Genomic DNA, 24,816 nt, shown 5'->3' with positions numbered 1-24,816 from the left:
ATAACAAAAAAAGCCACACAACCTGCGTTGTGTGGCTTCTGTCTTATTGTATTTATTGTTTTTAATGAAGATTGACTGCTGCTTTCTCTTGACCTTCTAACTCATCCTGGTTCTGAGCAGAGAGTTGGGGATTTAACTCTACTGTCTCTGAAAGCATTTCCGTCAGTTTAGCCAACTGCTTTTCCAGTTCTTCCACTTTCTTTTGCTTTTCAGCAAATAGAGTTTCAAACTCTTCATCTTCCGGCGTCAGAGAACCATTAGCCGCTTCAACGGCAGTCTCTACCGCCAGAGAACTATCATCACGATACTCAAGCTGATCAGCCACTGCTGATGCCGCTGTAGCCATCACTTCACACTTAAGTTCATCCAGCGCTTCTTTCATATAATCAGCAATAACTTCAAAGCCTGGTAATGACTGACAACAAGCAACCAATGAATAGTACATGGTATCAGCGTTACTGAAGAAAGTGATGTTCAGCGTCTGCCCTGGCATTAACAGGGATACCGGATACTGCTCCTGAACTTTTGCGCCCATGAAATAGAGCTGCTCTTTCGCCCCGGGAACATTAGAAATCAGCAAATTACTAGCTGGCGGAATGAAATTATTCAGGCCAAACTTTCCGCTGATCAAAGAGACACCATTCACAATCATGGAATAATTCACATAAGCATCAGGTGAAATATTGATCGCTTCACGCTTCAAATCACTAGTGGCATGCTCGATAACTTCCAGTCGTTCAAGCGGTGTTAAATGCGGTCGGCCTAACTCCACATGCCCTACCGACATTTTATTGCCCTTGCTTGCCACATCGTCTTTCTTGCGAAGATTGATTGGCATCATTGCCACAAGCGGCTTGCGTAACGGAATAGCTCTGTCATTCAGATAGCGATTCAGCGCAATATCACTGACTGTAAACAGGACATCATTCATTGATGCGCCGGTGATATGGCTGATATGTTTCAGCTCAGAAATCGAGAATTGCCCCGTGCTGACAGCACGGCTCCGCTTAGGGCTTAAGTTAAACGGTGTCTTTGGTGCAGTGAAAGGAACCTTAAGATCGCAGTCCGCTAATTTAACTGCCTTCAGTGCCAACTTACTACCTAGCCTGACCATCGATGGAATCAACGAAATTTGCTTCGATGCTGCCATCACGGTTTTTGTCACCATATCTGTAAGGTGAGTTTCAGCGCGGCGCTGAGAAGCACTCTTACGCAAATCACATTGCCAGAATGGTTTGCCGAATGAATCTTCGATACTTGAGGAGCAAGAGCGGGTAAAGAGCGTTGCGGCACGTACGCCATCTGCCATTGAGTGGTGGATTTTCATTACCAAGGCAACGCGATTATTTTCAAGCCCACCGATTACCCACAGTTCCCACATCGGACGGCTACGATCCAGTACCTGGCTGTGTAGTCGGCCAACAACCTGCTGAAGCTGTTTTTCTGATCCCGGAGAAGGCAACATGGTGATCCGTAAGTGATCTTCGAGGTTGACTTTAGATACGCTATTCCAGCGAGGCTTACCGGTTAATGACCAGCTTAACTTCCAGTTAAAGGGGGCTACTGTATCTGTTTGCTGCAAAAAATGATCATAGATATCCTGAGCAAACGTATGTTCCTGTCCTTCGGGCGGATCCAAAATCACCAGCCCGGTCACATGCATTGGTGTTTTTGCTGTTTCAAAAACAATAAAACTGAAGTCAAGTAGAGACAAACTTGGCATATGATGTTCCTTTATCTAACTTGCTTTGGGCCAATCTGCCTCAGGCAATAATCAGTGGACCTAAAACAATCGTTGATATAATTACTTTTCCTTTTTAGCCAGTTCGTCGATGGCTTTTTGCAACTGATCAATTTTCGTTTCAAAGTTGCTCAATCGCTCACGATCAATGCCACAAGTTTTATTCAGCGCGTAATTAAACTGGTGGCCTGCGCGATCCATAATTACAGATTTAGTGTCATTTACACGCCGAAGAGTTTCAGCTTCAACTGCTTCCCCCCTTTCAACCAGACCATTTAAACGCTTAGTGACTAAATGCTGAGCCATGCCAAACTGTTCGATACCTGTACTATAGGCACCCAGACCAGCCAAGATAACAGTTCTGACTGATGATTCACCCATGTGAGTCACAGATTTAATATTTCCAATCATTTTTACCGGATTGATCATAACTAATTTCCTATTAACTTCTCTTTGTATGCCGGAATTAGACCTATAACGGACTCAAAGCCTAACAATTGGAATTAGATAATTCTTTCTAATCTTTTCTTTTTTGAACAACATCCATCACACGGTATACCAAACTAACAATCATCATTCATTTCAATGATTTATTTATCAGTAAAATTAACGCTTTCGCATTTTAGAATGCTCAACCTAATTAACAAATAATTATAAAAAAAGCACTTGATGTGACTAACTTCAATTTATTGAAATAAAACTTTAATCAGATTTAAAAAATAGAGTGAACGCTCTACTCTATAGGGGAAGAATATTACAAAAATAATAAGAATCTGCCTCCAATAATAAACATCGGACAAGGAATGCATAATGTCAGTATTAGAGTTAGTTGATACAAATCTTACTACCGCCCCTGCAAAGGAAGAATCTGCATCTCTGGCTAAAGCACCAGCAAAGGAATTTGCTGAAGCAGAAGAGCTAGTTGATCAGGTACTGAAAACAGTTGGCAATAACGTTGTTCTTGGGGCCCCACTTGCAATCGGTAAGTCTGTTACCTTCATTAATGCGCTTTATCAACGGGCTAAAACCGATCCAAGTATTAACCTTCGTATTGAAACCGGTATTTCACTTGAAAAACCGGTTGGTAGAAGCAAACTAGAGAAGAATTTCCTCGAACCATTTGTAGAACGTGAATTTGCCGGTGTACCGGATCTGGATTACATGATGGATCTCAGAAAAGGTGCGGTGCCAGATAATATTTCTGTTGGCGAGTTCTTCTTTAAAGCAGGCAGCTTCTTAAATAGCCCGCAACAACAGAAATACACCAGCACCAACTATACGCATGCAGCCCGCGACCTGTTTGACAAAGGGATCAACGTTATCACTCAGGTTGTAGCTAAGCGTACAATCGATGGCGTAACAACCTACAGTCTGTGCAGTAACTCAGACCTGGCGCTGGATATGATCCCGGAAGTTGACAGACTGAAAGCTCAGGGACGTCCTTTTGCGGTTGTCGGTGAGGTGAACAGCAACATGCCGTTCATGGAAAACCATGCGGAAATTCCGGCGAACATGTTTGATTTTGTACTGGATGGTAACCTCAAGCCAGACCACAAAGATTACGCCCTGTTTGCAGCTCCACAAGCCAGCATCTCTCCAGAAGATCATATGATTGGCTTCTACGCCAGCTCATTGCTGAAAGATGGCGGTACACTTCAGGTCGGTATCGGTTCACTAAGCAGCGCATTAATTTACAGTACTCTGCTTCGCCACCAACACAATGATACTTACAAACAGCTGCTTCAAGATCTTAAAGTCGAAGAAAAATTCCCTGTCACCAAAACCATAGGTGAAACCGGTACTTTCGATGAAGGTCTCTATGGCTGTAGTGAACTGATGGTTGATGGCTTTTACCATCTCTATGAAGCCGGCATTCTTAAGCGTGAAGTATTTGAAGATCTAACCATTCAGACACTGCTGAATAAGAAGAAGATCACTACTGATGTCTCTGTCTCAACATTACTTGCTCTTTTAGAAGTTAATGCCATTCAGAAACAATTAACAGAGCACGATGTTAACTATCTGAAACGCTTTGGTATCTTTAAGCCTGAGGTGAAACATACCGACGGTAAGCTGGTGACTGACGGTCAAACCATTTCTGGCGATCTGACAGACAAAGAAGCGTTAGACATGATCACTAAACACTGTCTGGGTGACAAACTGAAAGGCGGTATTGTGATGCATGGTGCCTTCTTCATCGGCCCTCGCGATTTCTATGAAGCGCTGAAGAATATGTCTCCGGAAGATCATAAGAAGTTCTGCATGACCAGCGTGAACTACGTGAACGATCTTTATGATCACTTCCTCGGCAGCCAGCAGTTGAAACAGGCGCAACGTAAGCATGCCCGCTTTATCAACTCCGCGATGATGGCTACCCTGAATGGTGCTGTTATTTCTGATGCACTGGAAAACGGTCAGGTTGTCAGTGGTGTTGGCGGCCAATACAACTTCGTCGCTCAGTCGCACCAGATGCGTGATTCACGCTCAATCATTACTTTACGCAGCTGTTCGTTCCGTAAAGGCAAGCTGGAATCAAATATCAAGTTTAACTACGGTCACACCACAGTGCCTCGCCAGCTAAGGGATATCGTGGTTACTGAATACGGTATTGCCGACCTGCGTGGTAAGCCAGATCATGTGGTCTACACAGAGTTAATCAAGATTTCTGACTCTCGCTTCCAACAGCAGCTTCTGGAGCAAGCCAAAGCAGCGGGTAAAGTGGCTAAGGACTACACCATTCCGGTTGAGTTCGGTAACAACACACCTGATGCAATTCGAGCAAAACACAAGCAATACCTGAAACAGGATATTTTCACTCCGTTCCCATTTGGCTGTAGCTTCACTGATGAAGAACTTCAGTTAGGGAAAGTGCTGAAATCGCTGAAAGTGAAAACTGCTACACCTGTTGGCAAACTAAAATCTGTCTTAAATGCTCTTAAAGCACCTAAGCCAGATCAACATACGGTGACGCTTCTGAAACGCATCGGCTTAGATAATCCTCAGAATCTTCAGGATAAAATAACTCAGCGTGTACTAATATCTGAGTTGTCAGGCAAGAAAAAATAACAGCCTGCAATGTGAGCAGCTAATGAGGAAAGCTAATGGCAAAAAAAAATAAGGAAATGGCATTGTGTCCCTACGCCGCTATTTGGGGTTGCCCGAAGTGCCCGGTAAGAAAGATTTGTCCGGGAAAAACCACTATCGGAGATCAGCCGCTAAAACCAAAGGTGGAACAAGCGCAACGCAAGTAAATCGCACCAGATAGTGCATTTGCCATCATGACAAGAAAGAAAGCCTCCGGCTTTCTTTCTTTTTTATATACGGGTGGAATTATTCTCATTTTGCACACAAAATGCGCCCATTAATCATACAAAATCATGTTAACAGCACTTCCAATAAGGAACAGCAACAAAACACACATCAAACCCATAAGAAACCTGTCTCATCAATTATTGTTACAGCATCGATCACAGCAAGTAACAAATACATCCCAAAACGATTGCGCAATCGCTATCCATCCCTTTATGGAATATTAAGCATTCACCATCACATTTCCGATTGTTATAGTTTCAACATAATTTATACATAGACCATTCGGGGCACGGAAACTCCCCTTTCTATCAATCACTCGATTGATAAAACGCTCATGATGAGTGACTGGCAAAACATGAGAAGAGGGTAACATTATGGATTTCAACATGGTTGAAATGGTGGGCTATGCGTCATCTCTGATGGTTGCAATATCTCTGATGATGAAAGACATCGTATGGCTTCGTATTTTAAACTTCATCGGTTGTGTACTGTTCACAACGTACGGTTTTATGATCGATGCTTGGCCAGTTGTGGTTACTAACGGTTTTATTGCCTGCGTAAATATTTATTTCCTTGCAAAAATGCAGCAGGAACGCAGCAGACAAAATACGATGGCGTGCGAATCTGCTTAATATGCCACAAGGCACAAATTAGAAAAGCCAGCATTCTATGCTGGCTTTTTCATTTCTACTTATCATCATTCCATTCAAAGACCATTAGAGACATAAATATACAATTTCTTACACAAGTCTCCGCCCGTTAATCTGCCAAGCTCATCAATATTAACCTCTTGTCTTCTAATAACAGAATCGTTATTCCTGCCACTTTTTGCCTAACAGATCTAGTCTTACCGATTTATACATTTCCGTACATTAAGCCCAACCTCAGGGGACACGCCCTTACAATGCACTGTTTTATTAGCAGCAAGAATTCGTTTTTAATAATTCCCTGACTGACAGAAGCAGAAATCAATTACCAAAGCATAAAAACGATTTCACTTTTTATCCACATGGCCTCATTTAGATTCCCCTGCTTGAAGGCTACGAGCAGTTACGGCCTTAATTAGTGTAGAGATTATTATGAAACCAGGAGCTACAGGATTAACCCGTGTCATTCATGCCACAGGCTATTCAATGAAAGGGTTAAATGCCGCATGGAAACATGAAGCCGCATTCCGCCAGGAAGTGGTCTTACTGATCTTACTATCTGCCATTACATTCACTTTCCCAATTACCCGACTAGAACAACTCGCTTTAATTGGCAGCTTAGTGCTTGTTGTCATTGTTGAGTTGATGAATTCGGCAGTAGAAGCCGTCGTCGACAGGATTGGCCCAGACTGGCACGAACTAAGTGGACGTGCAAAAGACATTGGCTCCGCAGCAGTTTTCGTCAGCTTAGCTTTTGCTGGCCTGACATGGTTTGTGATCCTGATTTAAAACACCGAATTCTTGTAAAAAAACCATTATGAATAAAATCAAACAATTTATTGCCTCGAAAGAGATTTCTCTCATCAGCTTTACATTTATGCTGGCAATATATTTCACATTTATTATTAACATCCCTATCCTGGCTGAGCTTAATTCTATTTTAAGTAAACTAGATAATGTAAAGATTGGGTTTATCATTTCACTACCTATTTTTTTTACAGCTGCATTTAACTTTTTGTTCAATCTTTTTAGCTGGCCATATATAGCCCGTCCTTTCTTTATCATGCTGGTTATTGTTTCAAGCATTGTCAGTTACGCCATGTATAATTATGGCGTTATTTTTGACTATGGAATGATTGAAAATATTTTTGAAACTGATACCAGCGAAGCAGGTTCGTACCTGAGTGCTTATTCAGTATTCTGGACACTTGCCATGGGTGTATTACCGGCAATGCTTATCGGGATGGTTAAGTTCAAACCAATATCCAGCCCGGTACGATTTGTTTTATCTAAAGCGCTGACAATGCTTACCTCTCTTGCTGCTATCGCACTTATTGCCCTGTTTCTTTACAAGGATTACAGCTCAGTCGGCCGTAATAACAGCTACCTGAAAAAGATGATTATTCCGACGCACTACATTTACAGTGCAGTGAAATACGTCAATAACACCTACTTTTCAGAACCGATTGAGTACCAACAAATTGGCCTTGATGCTCATCAAAGTGAAAAAGCACTAAAAGATGCGGAAGAAAAGCCAACTCTATTTGTATTTGTACTGGGTGAAACTGCCCGTTCTCATAACTATGAGGTGAATGGTTACAACCGCCCGACAAACCAGTACACCCGCGATTTGGGAATGATCTCATTTAAAGACGTCAGTTCCTGCGGCACAGCCACAGCAGTATCTGTACCTTGTATGTTCTCTGCCCTGCCAAAGAGTGACTACGATAAGCAGATTGCAACCAATCAGGATAACTTCCTCGATATTATGAAGCGTGCTGGCGTCTCACTAATGTGGAAAGAAAATGACGGTGGCGACAAAGGTGTAGCGCGACACATTCCGCTAAAAGAAATTGCCCGCAACGTCGAAAATCAATTCTGTAACGGCAGTACCTGCTATGACATGGCCTTGCTGGAAAACTTTGAACAGGATGTCGATAATATGCCGGGTAACCGAATGCTGACTATTCACCTGATCGGTAGTCACGGGCCTACATACTTCCAACGATACCCTGAAAGTAAGCGCTTCTTTACCCCGGACTGCCAACGCAGTGATATTGAAAACTGTACGACAGAACAAATCGTCAATACTTACGATAACACCATTCTGTATACTGACTATGTGCTCAGTGAAGCGGTCAGTAAACTGAAAAAGCTGGAGAGCCGCTATAACACTGCCCTGCTTTATATCTCTGACCACGGTGAGTCACTGGGTGAAAACGGTATGTATCTACATGGTGCACCCTATAGCCTGGCTCCAGAACACCAGACTAAAGTACCTATGATGGTTTGGGCTTCCGAAGGCTTCAAGAAAGCAAAAGGACTGAATACGACCTGCCTTGCACAGGCCGCAGAGAAGAACAGCTACTCCCAGGACAACATATTCCATTCGATGCTAGGCATCATGGATGTGGAGACCCAGATCTACAACGCAGATATGGACATTTTCAGTCAGTGTCGTCGTAGCTAATCAATTACTGACAGGCGGTTATTCCTCTACAGAGAAAGCCGCCTTATTAAGTTATTAAACGTCTTATCATACTTTACTGCCACATAACGCTTACCGTCATTAAACTGCATCAGATAATGACGCGGGTCTGCCAGTCTCCAGCAGTAATTTGTCTACAGCAACCACATCTGGTACAAACAAAAAACCGCTCAACTTATGAGCGGTCTTTTTCCTGTATCAGTTTTACTGAGCTTCAACTGTTATAACAGCAGATAGCTCCTGTACTGTTCCATCATCATCACGGACTCTGACCTTCAACGTATCATTAAGCACTTGTAATCCGGCAGTTGCTGTGTACTCCCCTTTCGGAGTAAAAGTAAACGAACAACTGTAGGTGTATCCCGGATCTATTGTTGTGCTGCTACAGTCGATATTCGCTACCGTGAATTGATCAAAGGAGCCACTGAACAAAGGCTCATCCAGCGTTGTTTCAGCTGCATTCGGATCCTCAGTCGCAACCATAACAATGACGTCAGACAGTGGTTCAAAACTAAGAACCTCTACATTGTCCGCATGAGCCGTCACAGACAATTTCACTGTTGCTGACATATCCAGCCCCAACGCAATGCTATTGCCAACCGGATTAAATTCCACCATTGCATCATCGGTATCAAATCCCTGTCCGATACTGCCACCAGCCTCTTGCTCACCATCCGAGACCAACACCCAAGCGATATTGTCGACACTATCGCTATCATCACCGGCAACTTTGAATGACATAGTGCAGGCGACCGACTCGTTAACAGCAACAGAAGAACCAATCAAACCAGAGCAGGTATCATCAACGGGTACAGTATCAGCGATATTGCTATCAAACACCTGAGCCGGAGGATTCAGCCCGAACGTTTCCGCCTGAGCAAAATCGACAAAATCCATAATCTCGAAATTTTCGAAGCTACTGTTACTAACTACAAATAAAAATGTCACCACAGGAGCCCGAGACAAATCTGTTAACTGATATTCATCGACACTGGTTGACATGTCATGATAACCAGCCGGATCCAGCGGATTCACTTCCGGTGCAAGCCCCGCCCTGACATACTTTTTCAGAGTAACAACAGGATTAACATTTTCAACACTGATACTGGCAGCCGCTGTTTTCAACTCCCCCGATGTCCCCTCTTCATCTGTCGGGATCACTTTGACCGTATTTTTATAAACATCACCGGCATTAATACTTGAATACAATGTCCCCATATTGACACCATAATCACAACCAGAACCCTGTGTATAAGTCAGCCCGTTAATCGCACAACCAGTATAGCCAACCGGCTTCGGCTCAGAAGTGGTGTTCATTTCCTGAACTAAATCAATGAAATCAGTATCTTTAACATGAATTTGATCCCAGCCTGATTCATTAGAGTAAGTCACATAATAGTGAACATAATCGAACCCTGTTGGGCCTGTTTCTGGAATTGATGTCGGTGAGGCCACTTTAGCTATCGAAATAATTGGCGGTACATCAGAAATGCTAACAGTTAATGAATTTGATGGTCCCATGTATGCTTCAGGGCTGTCATCGAATTTCCAGTGAACACCAAATTGGCTAACTTTATCTTCACGCACCCCCTCTATAGATGAATCAGTATCCACCAATATCAGGCTCTTCCATCTCAACGTCACCGTACAAATATATGTTGCTCCCGGAGCAATCGTTTCTGAACCTGAAGCCAGGCATCTGCCATCGTTGTCAACGGCATTAACCAGGACTACCTGATCCTCATTAAGCGCAACAGTAGACGATGATAAAGAGCCGGAAATAAGAAACTCTTCACCACCGAATTTTTCAACCAGTTCTGTAATAACCAATGAGGTATTACTATTGGGATTAGTTACCTTCAAATCGAAGCTGAAAGAATCATTCCCTGCAAAAATATCTGATTCTGGCCGCGTTGCATCACCATTTATGATTTTTTCCAGAAGCGGTTCACTGGGTAGCACTTTGACCGGAATTGTCACTGTTTCACAGTTACATTTAGACGGAGCGCCTGGTGTAGGTAATAATCCGGACTGAATTTCACCGCCGGAGCTACACAGGTTGTCATCATTCTGATCCCAAGTCGCGCAGTAATCTAAATCGACAAAACTGTCTCCGTCTGTATCCTGACAGAAGAAAGTAATCACTTCTTCCTGATACACAGCATCTTGTGATTTAGTCACATCTGCACATAAATCACCGTTCGCTGACTGAGAATTAGTTAGTCCTCCAGCGTCACCAACTTCCCCAACCCAGATAAGACACTCTTTACTGTTCCCCCCCGGTACTCCGTCAAGAGGGTTAGCTAAAGGGTTAGTCGTTGTATAAAACGAGAAGTTATAACGAATGTTTGCAGTTGATGTGACTTTAAAATTCAGCTTTTGACTAACCGTATCTCCGGCTTTACAGGTTGATGGCGCGCCCTGAGGTAAGGTAATTTCCGCCAAACTTACATCATTAGCAGAACAGGTCAGGCTGTTCAAACCAGCTCGGGAACGAACGCACTGCTCTCTGTTACCAGGCTCAACATCATAGTTGTCAGGGAAAATGCGTATACTCGAATACACATCTTCAACGACTCGCGGAGCTGCATTAACACTGCTGAAATTCCCAAAGAATACAATAAATACAAGAACATTAAGAAAAGCAGTTTCCTTTCTACATCTGAAATGACACCTTTTCATAACAGGTCCTCAAGGCCTGAGCCTCCTCATTTCTCAGCACCGGACATAAGCCCTTCGCTGTTAGAGTTTCAATCATCAAGCCCGGTTATAAATTAATGGAAAAACAAAACGACAAAGCGCAAATTTCTTTAGTCTTCCTAATCAAGCTTTTCATTAGCAGCCTATTTATAAACAACAATGCCATTGGGCATAACAAAACAGTGCAATTTGCAATTTTCCTATGACAAGAAAGTACAAGTAAGATAGTGCAATCAAGTTTGAATCAATTCTGATTATTGAGAATGGCGTTCTTATATTTGCTTTCAGAAAAACAAATATATGAGTAAAACAGTGGCATAAGCTTGGAAATATCGAAATAAATAAAATAGAAGAAGGTGTTATCCGAATCCGACAGGTTAATTTAGAACCAAAACGGATCCGGATTTTCCATCAGAGATAAATACAAATCTGATTACGCCCCTGACGCTTAGCCCGATAAAGAGCTTCGTCAGCGCGAGAAATGAAAGCATCCAGAGGCTCACCATGTTGCCGGTAAGCAATGCCAAAACTTGCCGTTACTGATGAAGCTGCCAAAACCCCGGTCCATTGCAGGCTTTCAATATGACTTCGGATTTTCTCAGCAACATGCCATGCATTATCACTATTATTTCGGGAAAAAATGACAAACTCTTCTCCACCGAGGCGGATTGGGATATCTGTGCTGCTACAATGCTCCTGCAATGAGGCCGCAATAGTCTGGAGTACGATGTCTCCCTGGTTATGCCCATATGTGTCATTGATACTTTTGAAGTAATCGACATCAATCATGATAGCAACAGTATCGGATACGTTATCTCTGTCCTGTTGATCCAGTAACTTCTGGACCACATCTTTCATGTATATGCGAGTGTATAAATTGGTCAACGGATCACGAACAGAACGCTGATAAATCTTTTCCCGTTCTTTTTCCATTTCACGGTAGATCATTTCCCGCTCAATTGATATTTGCAAAGGCAGGTACATTTGCTCGACAACACGCTCAATCTTTTCCCGATCGCTGTTAATATTTTCCAACTTCAGCATGATAACAGCCTGAGCTGTCCCCTTATCAGGAAGCAGCAATGGTATGAGCAGGCTCTCAAATAATGCACCATCTATGGTTTCTCGCTTAAGTTCATAACTTCCGCGATGATGATCGTTCTCTTCAACAGGACAAGATTGGAATGCTTTAGATACTGTTTCCGGAAGCTCAGTAATGATATTTCCGCGATAATGATTTTTTTCCGAAAAATACAGCATTTCGCCATCATTATCCTGGACATAAAAGTCGAGATCAGAAACAGCGATTTCATCACGGATCAACTTAAATAATGCGCTGGCTATCTCCCTGAAGTCACGGTAGATCGTCATAGTCTTAGTGATATTCTTCAGGGTTTCATTAAACTTCGCCAGTTTGGTGAAATCCGTTGTTCCACGCAGTAACAGATATAAACCGCAATCAAGAGACTTCAGGCCATCAATCATATACGGAATAAGCGGCTTTCTGATAATCGACCCGTGCTGCGGGGCTATCATCTGCATCGGATACTGCTCAATCTCACTCAATACATACTGCAAAATGTCATTGCTGGGAATATAGTGCTGATGGAAAGGCTTCATGGCTTCCAGATAGGATTCATCCTCCGCAAATAAAGCAAATTCATCTGTCAGCCCACCGAATAAATCACTGGAGAACATCACACCGGACAGAGGATCAAAAGTCGTAAAAGCACCAGGGAAGTGAGCATAAGGTGTAAAACAGAAGTTTAACGTTCTATCAGCAAGCGGTAATTGCCAGTCATGCTCTTCAATAAGCCAAAAAGGAATATCAAAACCATAGTGCTTCAGCAGCATTTTGGTACGCCAGTGAGTAACAATGACAGCATCTTTTCGGCAAAGCAGTTGCTCTATGAGGGGGATAGCACCTGTTATATCAGGGTCCTGGTGTTGGCAAATAAAATACTTTATTGATGTGAATGGTATAACTTCATTAATCTTACGAAGCGTATTAGCAAAAGTGAGCTTTGAGCCGGGATCGATTAAAACAGACTCGTCACCCTGCTCAATAAGATACACGTGACATTGAAAAGGGTCGTCATCCTGGACATGCCCTACCCACCAGACGCGGGGAGCTATTTCAATAGCATGGTTTGTATCATATTTTTCGATTTCTTTATCTAGCCCCTTCATCAGAAAGGCCTCAATTGTAACGGACTCAGGTCGGCATAATATTAATGATTCGACCTATCAATAAATTGATGTAAATCATCATAGCTTAATGTCCTGTCCCTATATGCCGGGTTGATTTTAGATAACAGAAAAGATAAGAGATGGTTTTTACAATACAGTTTCAAAAACACATTATTATTAACTACTTACAAGAATAGTAACACTTCGCTTTATATCTGTACTTCTTGCGGTTTATGACACTCATCAGCTACACGCCAGCAATTTCGACCATTACTCTTAGCTTCATAAAGTGCATTATCTGCCTGGCCTATCAGCTCTTCCAAAACACCAGGTAAAGGGTTACAACTAGTTGCCAATCCTAAGCTGACGGAACAGGTTATTTCATTTCCATCATGTGAAATGGTCAGTTGCTCTATACAGTTTCGAATTTTCTCCGCGACCTGTTTAACACCATGAAGATCGGTGTCGTACAAAAATAAAACAAACTCTTCGCCACCAAGGCGCGCTAAATAATCATTTTTACGAATTACCGACTTCACCGCAGTAGCAATCTCCACCAAGACGATATCACCGACCTGATGTCCGAAGCTGTCATTAACTTGTTTAAAGTGGTCTATATCAAAGATGATCACACTGACAATCGTATTTTCAGGAACAGGACCACTTAAAAGTGAATCCGCCCTCATAGTCAAAGCCCTACGATTTAACACACCTGTCAAAGGATCTGTCTCTGCAAGCCTGCTCATTAACTCACACTGCTTTTTATGAAACTTAACCCATTGCGAGCAACCAAACAGAAACAATAAAAAGCCAGCTGCTTTTAATATATCTTCAATAATATCCTTAGAATCAAGCACATTGGTCAATTCATCAGCAAAGTCCCAGAAATTAGCCACAAACATCATCGTCGAAGCAGCTAACAGGATGCGGTATATCTCACGAGACTCTTTTAGCTCTTCAATATTAAACATCAAATACAAGCAGCACAGCGCCATACCGCCATCGAAAAGCAGATCAGCCAGAATCAATGGCTCTGTTGTTGGATAGATGATTACTACAGCAACAAGCAAAGGCAAAAGAATGGCAAGACAACCTAACTGAAACTTGTATTTAAATAATTCAACCACTAAGCATTGGTTCCGAAATCAACTATTAATATTACCAAACGAATATAACATATATAATTATCAATAACATTGATGGGAATAACAGCTCTGTTCTTTAAGGACGAAACAAAAAACTGATCATTATAAAAATATTTACAATTCAAATTATTACATTACTAATAGCAGATAAATTTCAGACAAAAAATAAGGTCGCATGCACTTTAATTACGGCTATAAGCGTATTCGGATTATACATCTGCGTGATTGACACTTGCTGCTTATAACAACAAGACTGTTAAGTAATTGAATTTCGATATGGGCTTGCTAATAAATCGAAGGTTATAACTATCTTGCTTTAACAGTATTAGTTAAAAAAAGTCATATACCAACAGACAACCTACTATAGGAAAATTCTCTTTCTAAGATACAACCTATATTAGTTAGTATTCATATACAGCTTTTAATTTGCTTTAAAGTAACCAACTTAACTGCTCACTACATTAAAATTCAGACACAAAAAAACCAGCTTTCGCTGGTTATTTTGATAATGATGGAGGCGCGTCCCGGAGTCGAACCGAGGTCCACGGATTTGCAATCCGCTGCATAGCCACTCTGCCAACGCGCCTTAGATTGTTTGAGATGGTGCCCCGGGCCGGACTTGAACCGGCACAACGCGAACGTCGAGGGATTTTAAATCCCTTGTGTCTACCAATTCCACCACCAGGGCACGCAAATTCTTTTGCAATGCCATTAAACTGAAACAGTTAAACACCATCTTTGATACCGCTATAGAGCCATATCATTTATGTATGGAGGCGCGTCCCGGAGTCGAACCGAGGTCCACGGATTTGCAATCCGCTGCATAGCCACTCTGCCAACGCGCCTTTATGTTCACGAGCTTCCCCGTGAGAACGAGGCGTACTTTACTGGATTCTGAAAATGAGTCAACAATATTTTTTTGCATTTAACTCAAATGCTTAAAAACAGTTCACACCGATTAATTCCCCTTCGGGCAAACTTCATTTTTGTTCAAATTAAAAACCTTGAACTCAGAAAAAGCAACGAGTAATAACGGGAGTTAAAAAGGGAAATACACAAAACTGCAGATACAAAAAAACCAGCTTTCGCTGGTTTTTTGATAATGATGGAGGCGCGTCCCGGAGTCGAACCGAGGTCCACGGATTTGCAATCCGCTGCATAGCCACTCTGCCAACGCGCCAAATTTTGGAGCAACGCGGTCGACTACACGAGGTTCATCGTGTGCTTACCACATCACTTTAAAACTGGAGCGACACACGAGGTTCGAACTCGTGACCTCAACCTTGGCAAGGTTGCGCTCTACCAACTGAGCTAGTGTCGCATAGTTTGAGATGGTGCCCCGGGCCGGACTTGAACCGGCACAACGCGAACGTCGAGGGATTTTAAATCCCTTGTGTCTACCAATTCCACCACCAGGGCACGCAAATTCTTTTGCGATGCCATTAAACTGAAACAGTTAAACACCATCTTTGATACCGCTATAGAGCCATATCTTTTTAATTGGAGTGACGCGGCCAGCTTGGTACACGAGGTTCCTCGTATGTTTACCACATCACCTTTAAATTGGAGCGACACACGAGGTTCGAACTCGTGACCTCAACCTTGGCAAGGTTGCGCTCTACCAGCTGAGCTAGTGTCGCATTTCATTCTACAGAGAGAATGGAGGCGCGTCCCGGAGTCGAACCGAGGTCCACGGATTTGCAATCCGCTGCATAGCCACTCTGCCAACGCGCCTTAATTTTCAAACCACTTTGGAACACTCCGCTGTGGTACGAGGTGTAATTTACTGATTTTAAATAATGAGTCAATGAAAAATTGTTGTTTTTTCTTTAACTGGTCAAAAATCAGCACAGATTAATAAAAATAGCGCCAAAATCGATTAAATCAACACCGTCATTAAAAAACAAAGAAGGCCGCATTACACGGCCTTATTCACTCATCTGGTTCAAGCTTACCTGATTAACTCACACTCCACTGCGAAAGTGAACGCTTGAAATCTTCGTAGCCAAACTCATTGAGCTTCTCAATATCACCATTTTGACGCTGGCAGTATATCGAAGGCATCTTCAGGCCGTTAAACCAGTTCAGCTTCACCATAGTGTAACCAGCACTATCCAGAATATGCAGACGCTGACCAATCGCCAATGGCTGGTCAAATTGCGTCACACAAAACTGATCTCCGGCAAGGCATGAACAGCTTCCAATCACATAGGTATGTTCACCGTTCTCACTCGCTTCAGCAACAGAAGCGGGCTCATCATAAATCAGCGTATCGAGGCGATGAGCCTCTGTTGCGCTGTCTACAATCGCCGTTTTCATTTCGTTTTCTACGATATCAACAACTGTTACAACCAAATCAGTGGTCTTGGTAATGATCGCCTCTCCCGGCTCAAGGTAAAGCTGAACGCCATGTCTCTCGGAGAAGCTTTTCAGGGCAAGAGCCAGTTTCTCGATATCGTAACCCGGCCAAGTGAAGAATACGCCACCACCGAGGCTTACCCACTCCAGCTTATCCAGATGCTGACCAAAATTTTCTGAAATCGAGTCAAGTAATGCAATAAAGGCATCTACATCTTTGTTCTCACAATTCATGTGGAACATAGCACCATTCAGATTATCGAATATGGACGGATCAATATGATCCATCTGTACGCCCAACCGAGAGTATTGACGAGCAGGATTCGCCAGGTCCTGACCGGCATAGCTCACACCAGGGTTCAGGCGAAGGCCAAGCGAAGCCTTACCTTCCACAAGGTGACGATAGGCCGACAGCTGACTTTGCGAGTTGAAAATCATCTTATCGCAAATATCAGCTACTTCTCTGACGTCATCTTCGCTGTAACCCACGCTGTAAGCATGGGTTTCACCACCAAAAGTTTCATAACCCAGCTTTACTTCATAAGGACCACTGCTGGTTGTACCGTCCAGATACGGTTTGATGATGTCGAACACACCCCAGGTCGAAAAGCATTTCAGGGCCAGTACCAGCTTAACCCCGGACAGCTCTTTCAGGCGCTTCGCCTTCTCAAGGTTCGCAATCAGCTTTTCTTCATCAATCATGAAGAAAGGTGTTTTCAAATCTTGTTTCTGCATCTTAATTACCAATAAGCCGATGCCACAACTGACATCGGCTTGATATATTCACTAATTGACGAAAAGAAAGCTTCTCACACGCAGAAATTTCGGGTCAGGGCTAGGAGGAAGGGCGGAGTTTATATTCATAAATGAGCACTTCCGACAACGCCATGGCCCGAAATAGCAAGTGTGAAAACTTACTTGAGGATGTTGATTGCAGGCTGCCCAACTTCCAGCTCCTGAACATGCCAGTCCAAGCCGATCTCTGGCATTGTTTCCAGGAACGGATCCGGGTCCAGCTGTTCCATATTGTATACGCCTGCTTCAGCCCACTTACCACGGAAGTACTGTAGCGCTGCTGTAATTGCCGGTACACCTGTGGTGTAAGAAATAGCCTGATGTTCTACATCTTTGTAAGCGACCTGATGATCGGCGTTGTTGTAGATAAATACGCTGCGCTCTTTGCCGTCTTTCTTACCCTGAACCCAGGTACCGATGCAGGTTTTACCTGTGTAGCCCGGAGCCAGAGAAGTCGGGTCAGGCAGAAGTGCTTTCAGTACTTTCAGCGGTTCAACAACTGTACCATCCTGAAGCGTTACCGGATCCGGGCTTAGCAGACCGATATCACGCATGCAGTTAAAGTAGTTCAGGTAACGATCACCGAAGCCCATCCAAAATTCGATTCGCTTCGCAGGGATGAATTCTTTCATAGAACGAACTTCATCATGCGCCATTGAGTAAACTTTGTGGGAACCTACCAGCGGGAAATCGAACTCCATCATACGGGTGTGACACGGAACCTGCTTCCACTCACCTTCTTCCCAGTAGAATGAGTCGCCCTGGATTTCAAGCATGTTGGTTTCAGGGTCGAAGTTAGTAGCGAACTTCTTACCGTGATCTCCGGCGTTTACGTCCATGACATCAATCGTGTCAATTTCATCGAACAAGTGCTTAACAGCGTAAGCAGCAAATACACTCACTACGCCCGGATCGAAACCTGCGCCAAGAATAGCCGTGATACCCGCTTCTTTGAACTTCTCACGGTAACCCCACTGCCAGTCGTATGCTTGCGGTACCTGCTGGCCTTCTGAGCACAGATCAACAGCCACTGATGTATCAAGGTATGACACTTTAGCTTGGTAACAGGCTTCCATGATGGTCATGTTTACCCATGGAGGGCCAGCGTTGATAACCAGATCAGGCTGGACTTCTTTAATCAGTGCAACCAGTGCATCAACGTCATCAGCATTTACTGCGCGAGCTTCCAGTTTCTTAGATGGATCTTTCATATTTTCCATCTTCTTGATGGATTCAATGATACTCTCACACTTAGAAACAGTACGAGATGCAATGGTAATATCACCCAATACATCATTGTTCTGAGCTGCCTTATGCGCAATAACCCAGCCAACACCACCAGCACCGATTTGTAGAATAGCCATAGTTAAATTTCTTCCCTTAATAATCTGATTCTCGTGCTGTTTGGCCCGGATAATCGCAAGGCCGAACAGCACTAATTACATTACTTTTAGTTTGGTTACCGTTAGCTCGCCAATGAACGGGCAAGCTGATTAATTTGATTCAGCAGTGATTCAAAGTCTGCCATTGTCAGGCACGGATTCAGAATGGTGAACTTCAGTGCAACCTTACCGTCCACAACCGTTTCACCCAGAACCGCAACCCCTTTCACCAGCGCTTCCAAGCGAAGCTGTTTGTTCAGCTGATCAACATCTACCGGCTCACAACCGATATGACGGAACAAAACAGTCGACAGCGAAGGTGATGCCAGCAGCTCAAAATCAGCAGACTGGTTCACCAAATCCGCGACACTCTGAGTCTGACTTAACAGATGGTCATACATAGAACCCAGAGCCTGAGTGCCCACACACTGCATTGTCATCAGCACTTTCAGCGCATCAAATCGCTTAGTTGTCGCAATTGACTTATCAACCAAATTCGGCAGCAGATCGTCTTCACGGTTTAGGTAATCTGCATGGTGAAGCAGGTACTTAAAGTTGGTTTTGTCCTTCAGTAGTACTGCACCACAACTGATTGGCTGATAGAACAACTTATGGAAGTCCACACTCAGTGAATCTGCCCGCTCTATACCGTTCAGGCGTGTTTTATGACGGCTCAGGATCAAGGCACCACCGTATGCGCCATCGACATGAAGCCAAAGCTTGTGCTGCTTAGCGATATCAGCCAGCGCATTAAGATCGTCAATAGCACCGTGATCCGTCGTACCGGCCGTACCAACAAGGGCAAACGGCAACAGGCCTTCCTGCTTAAGGGATTCAACCGTTGAAATAAGTGATGGTAGCTTGATAGTGCCGTCCTGGTTGTTATCCACACAGACAACAGCATGCTCACCCAACCCCATCAGTGATGCAGTTTTCTGTACGGTGAAATGCGACTTCTTCGAACAAAGGATACGCAGCTTACCGGCATATTCAGGCAGACCGTTTTTCTGGATATTGTGACCGGACATCGTATCGGCCGCCCAATCACGCGCCAGCAAAAGCCCCATCTGGTTACTTTGCGTACCACCGCTGGTAAATATACCGTCAGATTGACTGCCAAGATTGTAAACACCGCACAACCAGTCAATTACTTTCTGCTCTACATAAGTTGCAGCACTTGCCTGATCCCATGAATCCATGGACTGGTTCAGGGAGCAGATGAAAGATTCAGCCGCGACTGCCGGAAGCAATGGCGGAGTATGCAAGTGTGCAATGCAGTTCGGGTGCTGAACCATAATTGAGTTCTTAGCAATCAGCTCACCTGCCTGCTCAATCACAGTCTCAAGCGGCAACTGTTGGTCATCAAGCTTGATTTCGTTAATGCGCTGCTTAAGCACTTCCGGCTCCAGGCCTGAATATGGCGCATCTGTTGTTTCAAAAACTTGCTTAAGAACCTGAGTCGATTTGTTCAGCGCAGCTTCGAAACTATCTGCACCACCTTCACCGGTGTGAATGAAGTATGAACGCCACTGTTCCTGTTCAGAACCGACTGTCGCTTCAGCCTCTTTTGCCATGCCAGCAGTCGCCAGAATTGCCTTGCTGATAGCATCGAGGGCAAAATCAATTTGCTCATAGCTAATTATCAATGGTGGAAGGAAGCGAATAACTGAACCCTGACGACCACCTTTTTCAACGATCAGGCCACGCTCCAGTGCGGCACGCTGAATGTTCAAGGTCAACTCAGGATCGGCTTCTGGTTCACCAAATTTGTTTTTCTTACCGCCAGGCTTAACAATTTCAACGCCAAGCATCAGGCCTTTACCGCGCACTTCGCCGATACAATCTGTGTATCCGGCAATACGCTCTAAACCTTCTCGCAGGTACTGACCTGCTTTACGAGCATGTTCAACCAGTCCATCACGACGAATAATTTCCAATGCTTTAGCACCGGTTGCCATCGCCAGCTGATTGCCACGGAATGTGCCTGTGTGCTCACCCGGACGCCAGGTATCAATTGATTTATCGAAAACAAGAATCGACATCGGCAAACCACCACCGACGGCTTTGGACAAACACAGAATATCCGGAGTTACACCTGATTCTTCAAATGCAAATCGATAACCGGTTTTACCGATACCACACTGAATTTCATCAAAAATCAGTAAAATGCCATGTTCTTTAGTGATTCGCCGCAACTCTCGTAGCCAAAATGCAGGGGCCGGAATTACACCGCCCTCACCCTGTACTGGTTCAACAATGATAGCTGCAGGTTTCTGAACACCACTTTCATCATCGCTCAGCATACGTTCGATATAACGAATACTCTGTTTAGCCCCTTCATCACCTTTCAAGCCAAACGGACAACGCAGTCTGTACGGGAAAGGCAAGAAATGGACATCCGCCATCAGCCCCTGACGACGGGCTTTTGTATTCAGATTACCCATCATGGCCATAGTGCCGTTAGTCATACCGTGATAAGCACCGTGGAACGCCGCCATGATATTACGGCCGGTTGTCTGCTTGGCCAGTTTTATTGCCGCTTCAACCGCATCGGCACCGGAAGGGCCACAGAACTGAATACGCGCATTAGCAGCGAATTCTTCAGGAAGGAAGTTCATCACTTCCTTGATAAATTTATCTTTGGCTGGCGTCGTCATATCCAGAGTCTGATACGGCAGCCCCTGATTAAGCTGATCGATAATCGCCTGGTTAATTTCAGGGTGGTTATAACCCAATGCCAAAGTCCCGGCACCAGCCAGGCAGTCCAGGAAAACCTGGCCGCGACTGTCTTCTACCAGTACGCCTGATGCTTTCTTGATTGCAAGAGGTAGCCTGCGAGGATAAGAACGCACTTCTGATTCATAATGTTCCTGGCTCAGAAGCAGTTCATCCGGGGTCAGGTCATACAGTTCATGTACAACCGGTACGTTAGAGGCCAGCTTGATATCCTCTAAATCAAACACGTTACTCATAGGTGTAATCCAAGATTTCCGCCATTTTGATGGCATAAAGCAAGGCTAACTTTCAACAAACCAATCCTTGCAATCAGCCAAACGTTTAACTGACAGGTTGCAAGCACTACACATTGAATTTGCTTGGGTTGTTAAATCCTTGACGATAAATACACAACATCATCAGCCATAAAACTGATAACAACAGGGATCCAGCATTTCGCCGAAATGACTTAGAAAGGGAAGATCAAGGCTCAGTAATGATACTGCAGTTAGGTAAGATAAAGCTGACTTGGGTTTTCTTTGATTGAATGTTCACTGTTGGGTTCCTTCAATATGCCGTCACCACTTTTTGGATTAACGACTCTATTAATGCCCTTCTACTAACGACTCTTTCGTTAGTACCTACGGCGCATTGCGATAACATCAGCCCGAATTTATCGCAACACATGTGCCTCAGAATAACACCCTCTGAGATTGCGCAGAAAAGTAACACATTGTTGGCTTTAATGACAACTGTAATTTTTAAGGCTAGCTCACTTTCCTTTTATTGGTCAAAACAAAGACTAAAACACTAAATTAAGTGCATATTTTTTTCTTTGTGAGCAAGATCCATTGATAGAAATCAGCTTTCATAAAGAACATGAAATAGTTCAAATAACATACAGATATGTTGTGTTAGCGTAAATAAAGTGAAACATAAATCATATTAGGACCAAGGTGTATATTATGAACAACCGCATCCTGCAATATGGTAAGTTCCCGACGTTAGCTGACTTCCGCCATCTGTGAGTCAATCGGCTCGCTGACGGTCTGTACAGCATCATCGCCCACTTACCTCCAACAAAACTTCGCACCCACCTGAACATTACGATTCCCGATCCCGGATCTCCACCTCGGCGTCTGCCAGCATCCATTCTTAGTCAACAGTTACTCTCATTATGGCGTCATCGGATATCGCCATCGTTAACCACGATAAGGAATTAATATGGAAATTATTCTGGGTATCGCTGCATTATTAGCAGCACTATGTTTGTTCTCGTTATTCAGTTTTAAAGCCCCCAATGGCAGCGCTGCTATGAGTGGCCTTGCTGATGCTGCAATCGCTACGTTTCTGGTTGAAGCCATTCATAAGTTCGTGATGGGTAACCTCTTTGGTATCGAATACCTTGCCGACTTCGGTAACATGGTCGGGGCTATGGGCGGTGTCGCAGCAGCAACACTGGTAATGCTAAGAATGGGGATTCAGCCAGTCTTTGCGATTGTTACCGGCCTGGCAATGGCCAAACTGGGTATCCTTGAGGGCTTCATTGTCGGCTACCTGTTCTCGTTTGCCGCGCCACTGTTTAAGAAATACCTCCCTGAAGGCGTTGACGTAATTGTCGGTGTACTGACTCTGGCACCGCTGGCTCGCCTTGTTGGTATATTCATCAGCCCGGCTCTGGATGTGCTGATGGGCACCCTGGCTAACATGATCACCGAAGCCACTATGTTCTCACCATTAGTCATGGGCTTCCTGCTTGGCGGCTTGATGAAAATGGTCTGTACTTCCCCGCTCAGTTCTATGGCATTAACAGCGATGCTGGGTCTGACCGGCCTGCCGATGGGGATCGCTGCGATAGCTTGTGTCGGTGGCTCATTTACCAACGGCTATATCTTCCATACACTCAAGCTAGGCAAATCAAGTAACACCATCAGTGTGATGCTGGAACCCCTGACTCAGGCTCATATCGTTACCCGTAACCCTGTACCAATCTTTATGTCGAATTTCATCGGCGGTGCACTGGCAGGTACTATTGCGGCTTACTTCGGTATCGTTAATGATGCACCGGGAAGCGCTGCCCCAATCCCTGGCCTGCTGGCTTCTATTGCCTTTAACGCACCTCAGACACTCTTTATGGCAACCATAGCTGCAGCATTCGCCGGTATCATCGGTGGTGTAATTGGTAACCAAATCTACAAACGCCTACTTGCCGAACGCATTCCACTACAGCAGTTTGCAAATGGCTAATCGTTAATTGCAACATGTCTTATACAAAGGCTTACCCTGGCTGGTAAGCCTTTTTTCTGTGACAAGAACAGCAAAACATCCTTATGGCACATAAAAGCCCTCACTTTTATCCGGCCTTTCTCTGTTTTATTTGCCATAATGACAACACTCCCTACAACTGTTGCAAAAAATATACTAATAATGCGAAATACTGATGACTTTCTGATTTTCTACCACCTCATTGAGCAGGGCTCTTTCAGTAAGGCTGCCGAACAGGTCGGGCTGACAAAATCAGTCGTAAGTAAACGAATTACTAGGCTGGAACAAGAGCTCGGAGTTCAACTACTCTATCGAACAACCCGAAAGCTGACCCTGACTGAAGCAGGCGAAATTTTTTATCGTCATGCGCGGGAGATATTTCTTTCTGTTCAGGAAGCAGAAGAAGAATTGAGCGGCTTAGGTGAAAGCCTTTCCGGCACCATTCGGCTTACAGTACCGACAATTTCAGGAGAACTGATTCTGCCGCAGGCCATCGCTGAGTTCAGCGAAAGGTACCCGGATATTAATATTCAAATGGATCTGGATAACCGTTTTGTCGACATCGTTGAAGAGGGCTACGACTTAGCGATCCGAACCGGCGTTTTACCTGACTCTAGTTACATAGCCCGTCGCCTGCTGGATGTCCACTGGGTGATTTGTGGGGCTCCGGCTTATTTCCAAAAACGCCCGGCTCCGAAAAGTTATAAAGATCTGGTAAATCACAATTGCCTTGCCTACAGCTACCAAGAAACCGGTGCTAATGAGTGGTTATTCAAAGGAAAATCAGAACCCTTTACTGTCAGGGTGGCAGGAAATTTCACTACGAATAACGCATCAGCCTTACGTAAGGCGGCTCTGTTTGGTCAGGGGCTGGTATATGTACCAAGAGTGTTAGTTGCTGACGATCTTAAGTCCGGGAACTTGGTTGAAGTACTGGAGGATCAGGTTGCCAAATGCCTGGGTATCTATGCAATTTACCCTTATACCCGCCACCAGCCGAAAAAGGTGCAGCTATTTATTGAGCATTTATACCAATGCTACCGAAGCAATGAAGATAAATTCTGAAACTAGAAACTAG

General features: G+C 44.1%; 15 protein-coding genes and 8 tRNA genes. 7 read left to right on the top strand and 16 right to left on the bottom strand.

What is annotated here, in order from left to right; translation table 11 throughout:
- Positions 1 to 61 precede the first annotated feature (61 nt).
- On the bottom strand, positions 62 to 1,723 hold the full coding sequence (locus tag AACQ93_RS06830; RefSeq protein WP_064603122.1) for a wax ester/triacylglycerol synthase family O-acyltransferase: 1,662 nt from the start codon (positions 1,721 to 1,723) through the stop codon (positions 62 to 64).
- 81 nt (positions 1,724 to 1,804) lie between these two features.
- Positions 1,805 to 2,170: a phasin-related domain-containing protein gene (locus tag AACQ93_RS06825; RefSeq protein ID WP_064603120.1), complete on the bottom strand. Its 366-nt coding sequence runs from the start codon at positions 2,168 to 2,170 to the stop codon at positions 1,805 to 1,807.
- A 381-nt stretch (positions 2,171 to 2,551) separates the two neighbouring features.
- On the opposite strand from AACQ93_RS06825, the gene AACQ93_RS06820 reads away from it, so the two are divergent.
- From AACQ93_RS06820 to AACQ93_RS06800, 5 genes are all read left to right on the top strand, one after another.
- On the top strand, positions 2,552 to 4,807 hold the full coding sequence (locus AACQ93_RS06820) for an acetyl-CoA hydrolase/transferase C-terminal domain-containing protein (RefSeq protein ID WP_064603117.1): 2,256 nt from the start codon (positions 2,552 to 2,554) through the stop codon (positions 4,805 to 4,807).
- A gap of 35 nt (positions 4,808 to 4,842) precedes the next feature.
- Positions 4,843 to 4,992 carry a hypothetical protein gene (locus AACQ93_RS06815; protein WP_198160098.1) on the top strand — a complete coding sequence of 50 codons (150 nt, stop codon included), beginning with the start codon at positions 4,843 to 4,845 and terminating at the stop codon, positions 4,990 to 4,992.
- 435 nt (positions 4,993 to 5,427) lie between these two features.
- The gene (locus AACQ93_RS06810) at positions 5,428 to 5,685 is read left to right on the top strand and encodes a YgjV family protein (protein WP_064603115.1); all 258 of its coding nucleotides are present in this window, start codon (positions 5,428 to 5,430) and stop codon (positions 5,683 to 5,685) included.
- A 447-nt stretch (positions 5,686 to 6,132) separates the two neighbouring features.
- On the top strand, positions 6,133 to 6,489 hold the full coding sequence (locus AACQ93_RS06805; protein WP_064603112.1) for a diacylglycerol kinase: 357 nt from the start codon (positions 6,133 to 6,135) through the stop codon (positions 6,487 to 6,489).
- 28 nt (positions 6,490 to 6,517) lie between these two features.
- Entirely contained in the window at positions 6,518 to 8,170 is a 1,653-nt protein-coding gene (locus tag AACQ93_RS06800; RefSeq protein ID WP_064603109.1) for a phosphoethanolamine transferase, read from the top strand.
- Between the two features lie 222 nt (positions 8,171 to 8,392).
- On the opposite strand, the gene AACQ93_RS06795 is transcribed toward AACQ93_RS06800, so the two are convergent.
- The 14 genes from AACQ93_RS06795 to AACQ93_RS06730 all read right to left on the bottom strand — a co-directional run bounded on the left by AACQ93_RS06795 (position 8,393) and on the right by AACQ93_RS06730 (position 21,730).
- Positions 8,393 to 10,753 carry a hypothetical protein gene (locus AACQ93_RS06795; protein WP_157097520.1) on the bottom strand — a complete coding sequence of 787 codons (2,361 nt, stop codon included), beginning with the start codon at positions 10,751 to 10,753 and terminating at the stop codon, positions 8,393 to 8,395.
- A 546-nt stretch (positions 10,754 to 11,299) separates the two neighbouring features.
- Entirely contained in the window at positions 11,300 to 13,078 is a 1,779-nt protein-coding gene (locus AACQ93_RS06790) for a diguanylate cyclase (protein WP_064603105.1), read from the bottom strand.
- 209 nt (positions 13,079 to 13,287) lie between these two features.
- Complete coding sequence (locus tag AACQ93_RS06785; protein WP_064603102.1) at positions 13,288 to 14,205, bottom strand: GGDEF domain-containing protein; 918 nt, start codon at positions 14,203 to 14,205, stop codon at positions 13,288 to 13,290.
- A 530-nt stretch (positions 14,206 to 14,735) separates the two neighbouring features.
- A tRNA-Cys gene (locus AACQ93_RS06780) sits at positions 14,736 to 14,809 on the bottom strand.
- 15 nt (positions 14,810 to 14,824) lie between these two features.
- Positions 14,825 to 14,911 (bottom strand) — tRNA-Leu (locus AACQ93_RS06775).
- Between the two features lie 83 nt (positions 14,912 to 14,994).
- A tRNA-Cys gene (locus AACQ93_RS06770) sits at positions 14,995 to 15,068 on the bottom strand.
- 261 nt (positions 15,069 to 15,329) lie between these two features.
- A tRNA-Cys gene (locus tag AACQ93_RS06765) sits at positions 15,330 to 15,403 on the bottom strand.
- A gap of 65 nt (positions 15,404 to 15,468) precedes the next feature.
- Positions 15,469 to 15,544, bottom strand: a tRNA-Gly gene (locus AACQ93_RS06760).
- Positions 15,545 to 15,555: 11 nt separating this feature from the next.
- Positions 15,556 to 15,642, bottom strand: a tRNA-Leu gene (locus tag AACQ93_RS06755).
- A gap of 145 nt (positions 15,643 to 15,787) precedes the next feature.
- Positions 15,788 to 15,863, bottom strand: a tRNA-Gly gene (locus AACQ93_RS06750).
- A gap of 20 nt (positions 15,864 to 15,883) precedes the next feature.
- A tRNA-Cys gene (locus AACQ93_RS06745) sits at positions 15,884 to 15,957 on the bottom strand.
- A 225-nt stretch (positions 15,958 to 16,182) separates the two neighbouring features.
- Positions 16,183 to 17,316, bottom strand: coding sequence for a carboxynorspermidine decarboxylase (nspC, locus tag AACQ93_RS06740; protein WP_064603099.1), 1,134 nt, complete (start codon positions 17,314 to 17,316; stop codon positions 16,183 to 16,185).
- A gap of 179 nt (positions 17,317 to 17,495) precedes the next feature.
- Positions 17,496 to 18,740: a carboxynorspermidine synthase gene (locus AACQ93_RS06735; protein WP_064606549.1), complete on the bottom strand. Its 1,245-nt coding sequence runs from the start codon at positions 18,738 to 18,740 to the stop codon at positions 17,496 to 17,498.
- A 101-nt stretch (positions 18,741 to 18,841) separates the two neighbouring features.
- Entirely contained in the window at positions 18,842 to 21,730 is a 2,889-nt protein-coding gene (locus tag AACQ93_RS06730) for a pyridoxal phosphate-dependent class III aminotransferase (RefSeq protein WP_064603096.1), read from the bottom strand.
- Between the two features lie 967 nt (positions 21,731 to 22,697).
- Here AACQ93_RS06730 and AACQ93_RS06725 point away from each other — a divergent pair.
- Both AACQ93_RS06725 and AACQ93_RS06720 read left to right on the top strand, forming a co-directional pair.
- Positions 22,698 to 23,720 carry a PTS sugar transporter subunit IIC gene (locus AACQ93_RS06725; protein WP_064603093.1) on the top strand — a complete coding sequence of 341 codons (1,023 nt, stop codon included), beginning with the start codon at positions 22,698 to 22,700 and terminating at the stop codon, positions 23,718 to 23,720.
- 180 nt (positions 23,721 to 23,900) lie between these two features.
- Positions 23,901 to 24,803 (top strand): LysR family transcriptional regulator, encoded by a 903-nt coding sequence (locus tag AACQ93_RS06720; RefSeq protein ID WP_064603091.1) that lies wholly within the window; start codon positions 23,901 to 23,903, stop codon positions 24,801 to 24,803.
- The last annotated feature ends 13 nt before the right edge of the window (positions 24,804 to 24,816 follow it).

The sequence above is a fragment of the Photobacterium sp. J15 genome (assembly GCF_963870815.1).
Lineage (GTDB): Bacteria > Pseudomonadota > Gammaproteobacteria > Enterobacterales > Vibrionaceae > Photobacterium > Photobacterium marinum.
This window is presented reverse-complemented; position numbering and strand designations above follow the sequence as displayed.

What these genes read in the sequence shown, in the direction of transcription:
- AACQ93_RS06830 (WP_064603122.1), bottom strand. Translation starts at nt 1,723, where the DNA reads ATGCCAAGTTTGTCTCTACTTGACTTCAGTTTTATTGTTTTTGAAACA.
- AACQ93_RS06725 (WP_064603093.1), top strand. Translation starts at nt 22,698, where the DNA reads ATGGAAATTATTCTGGGTATCGCTGCATTATTAGCAGCACTATGTTTG.
- AACQ93_RS06790 (WP_064603105.1), bottom strand. Translation starts at nt 13,078, where the DNA reads ATGAAGGGGCTAGATAAAGAAATCGAAAAATATGATACAAACCATGCT.
- AACQ93_RS06800 (WP_064603109.1), top strand. Translation starts at nt 6,518, where the DNA reads ATGAATAAAATCAAACAATTTATTGCCTCGAAAGAGATTTCTCTCATC.
- AACQ93_RS06730 (WP_064603096.1), bottom strand. Translation starts at nt 21,730, where the DNA reads ATGAGTAACGTGTTTGATTTAGAGGATATCAAGCTGGCCTCTAACGTA.
- nspC (WP_064603099.1), bottom strand. Translation starts at nt 17,316, where the DNA reads ATGCAGAAACAAGATTTGAAAACACCTTTCTTCATGATTGATGAAGAA.
- AACQ93_RS06820 (WP_064603117.1), top strand. Translation starts at nt 2,552, where the DNA reads ATGTCAGTATTAGAGTTAGTTGATACAAATCTTACTACCGCCCCTGCA.
- AACQ93_RS06825 (WP_064603120.1), bottom strand. Translation starts at nt 2,170, where the DNA reads ATGATCAATCCGGTAAAAATGATTGGAAATATTAAATCTGTGACTCAC.
- AACQ93_RS06735 (WP_064606549.1), bottom strand. Translation starts at nt 18,740, where the DNA reads ATGGCTATTCTACAAATCGGTGCTGGTGGTGTTGGCTGGGTTATTGCG.
- AACQ93_RS06805 (WP_064603112.1), top strand. Translation starts at nt 6,133, where the DNA reads ATGAAACCAGGAGCTACAGGATTAACCCGTGTCATTCATGCCACAGGC.
- AACQ93_RS06720 (WP_064603091.1), top strand. Translation starts at nt 23,901, where the DNA reads ATGCGAAATACTGATGACTTTCTGATTTTCTACCACCTCATTGAGCAG.
- AACQ93_RS06815 (WP_198160098.1), top strand. Translation starts at nt 4,843, where the DNA reads ATGGCAAAAAAAAATAAGGAAATGGCATTGTGTCCCTACGCCGCTATT.
- AACQ93_RS06810 (WP_064603115.1), top strand. Translation starts at nt 5,428, where the DNA reads ATGGATTTCAACATGGTTGAAATGGTGGGCTATGCGTCATCTCTGATG.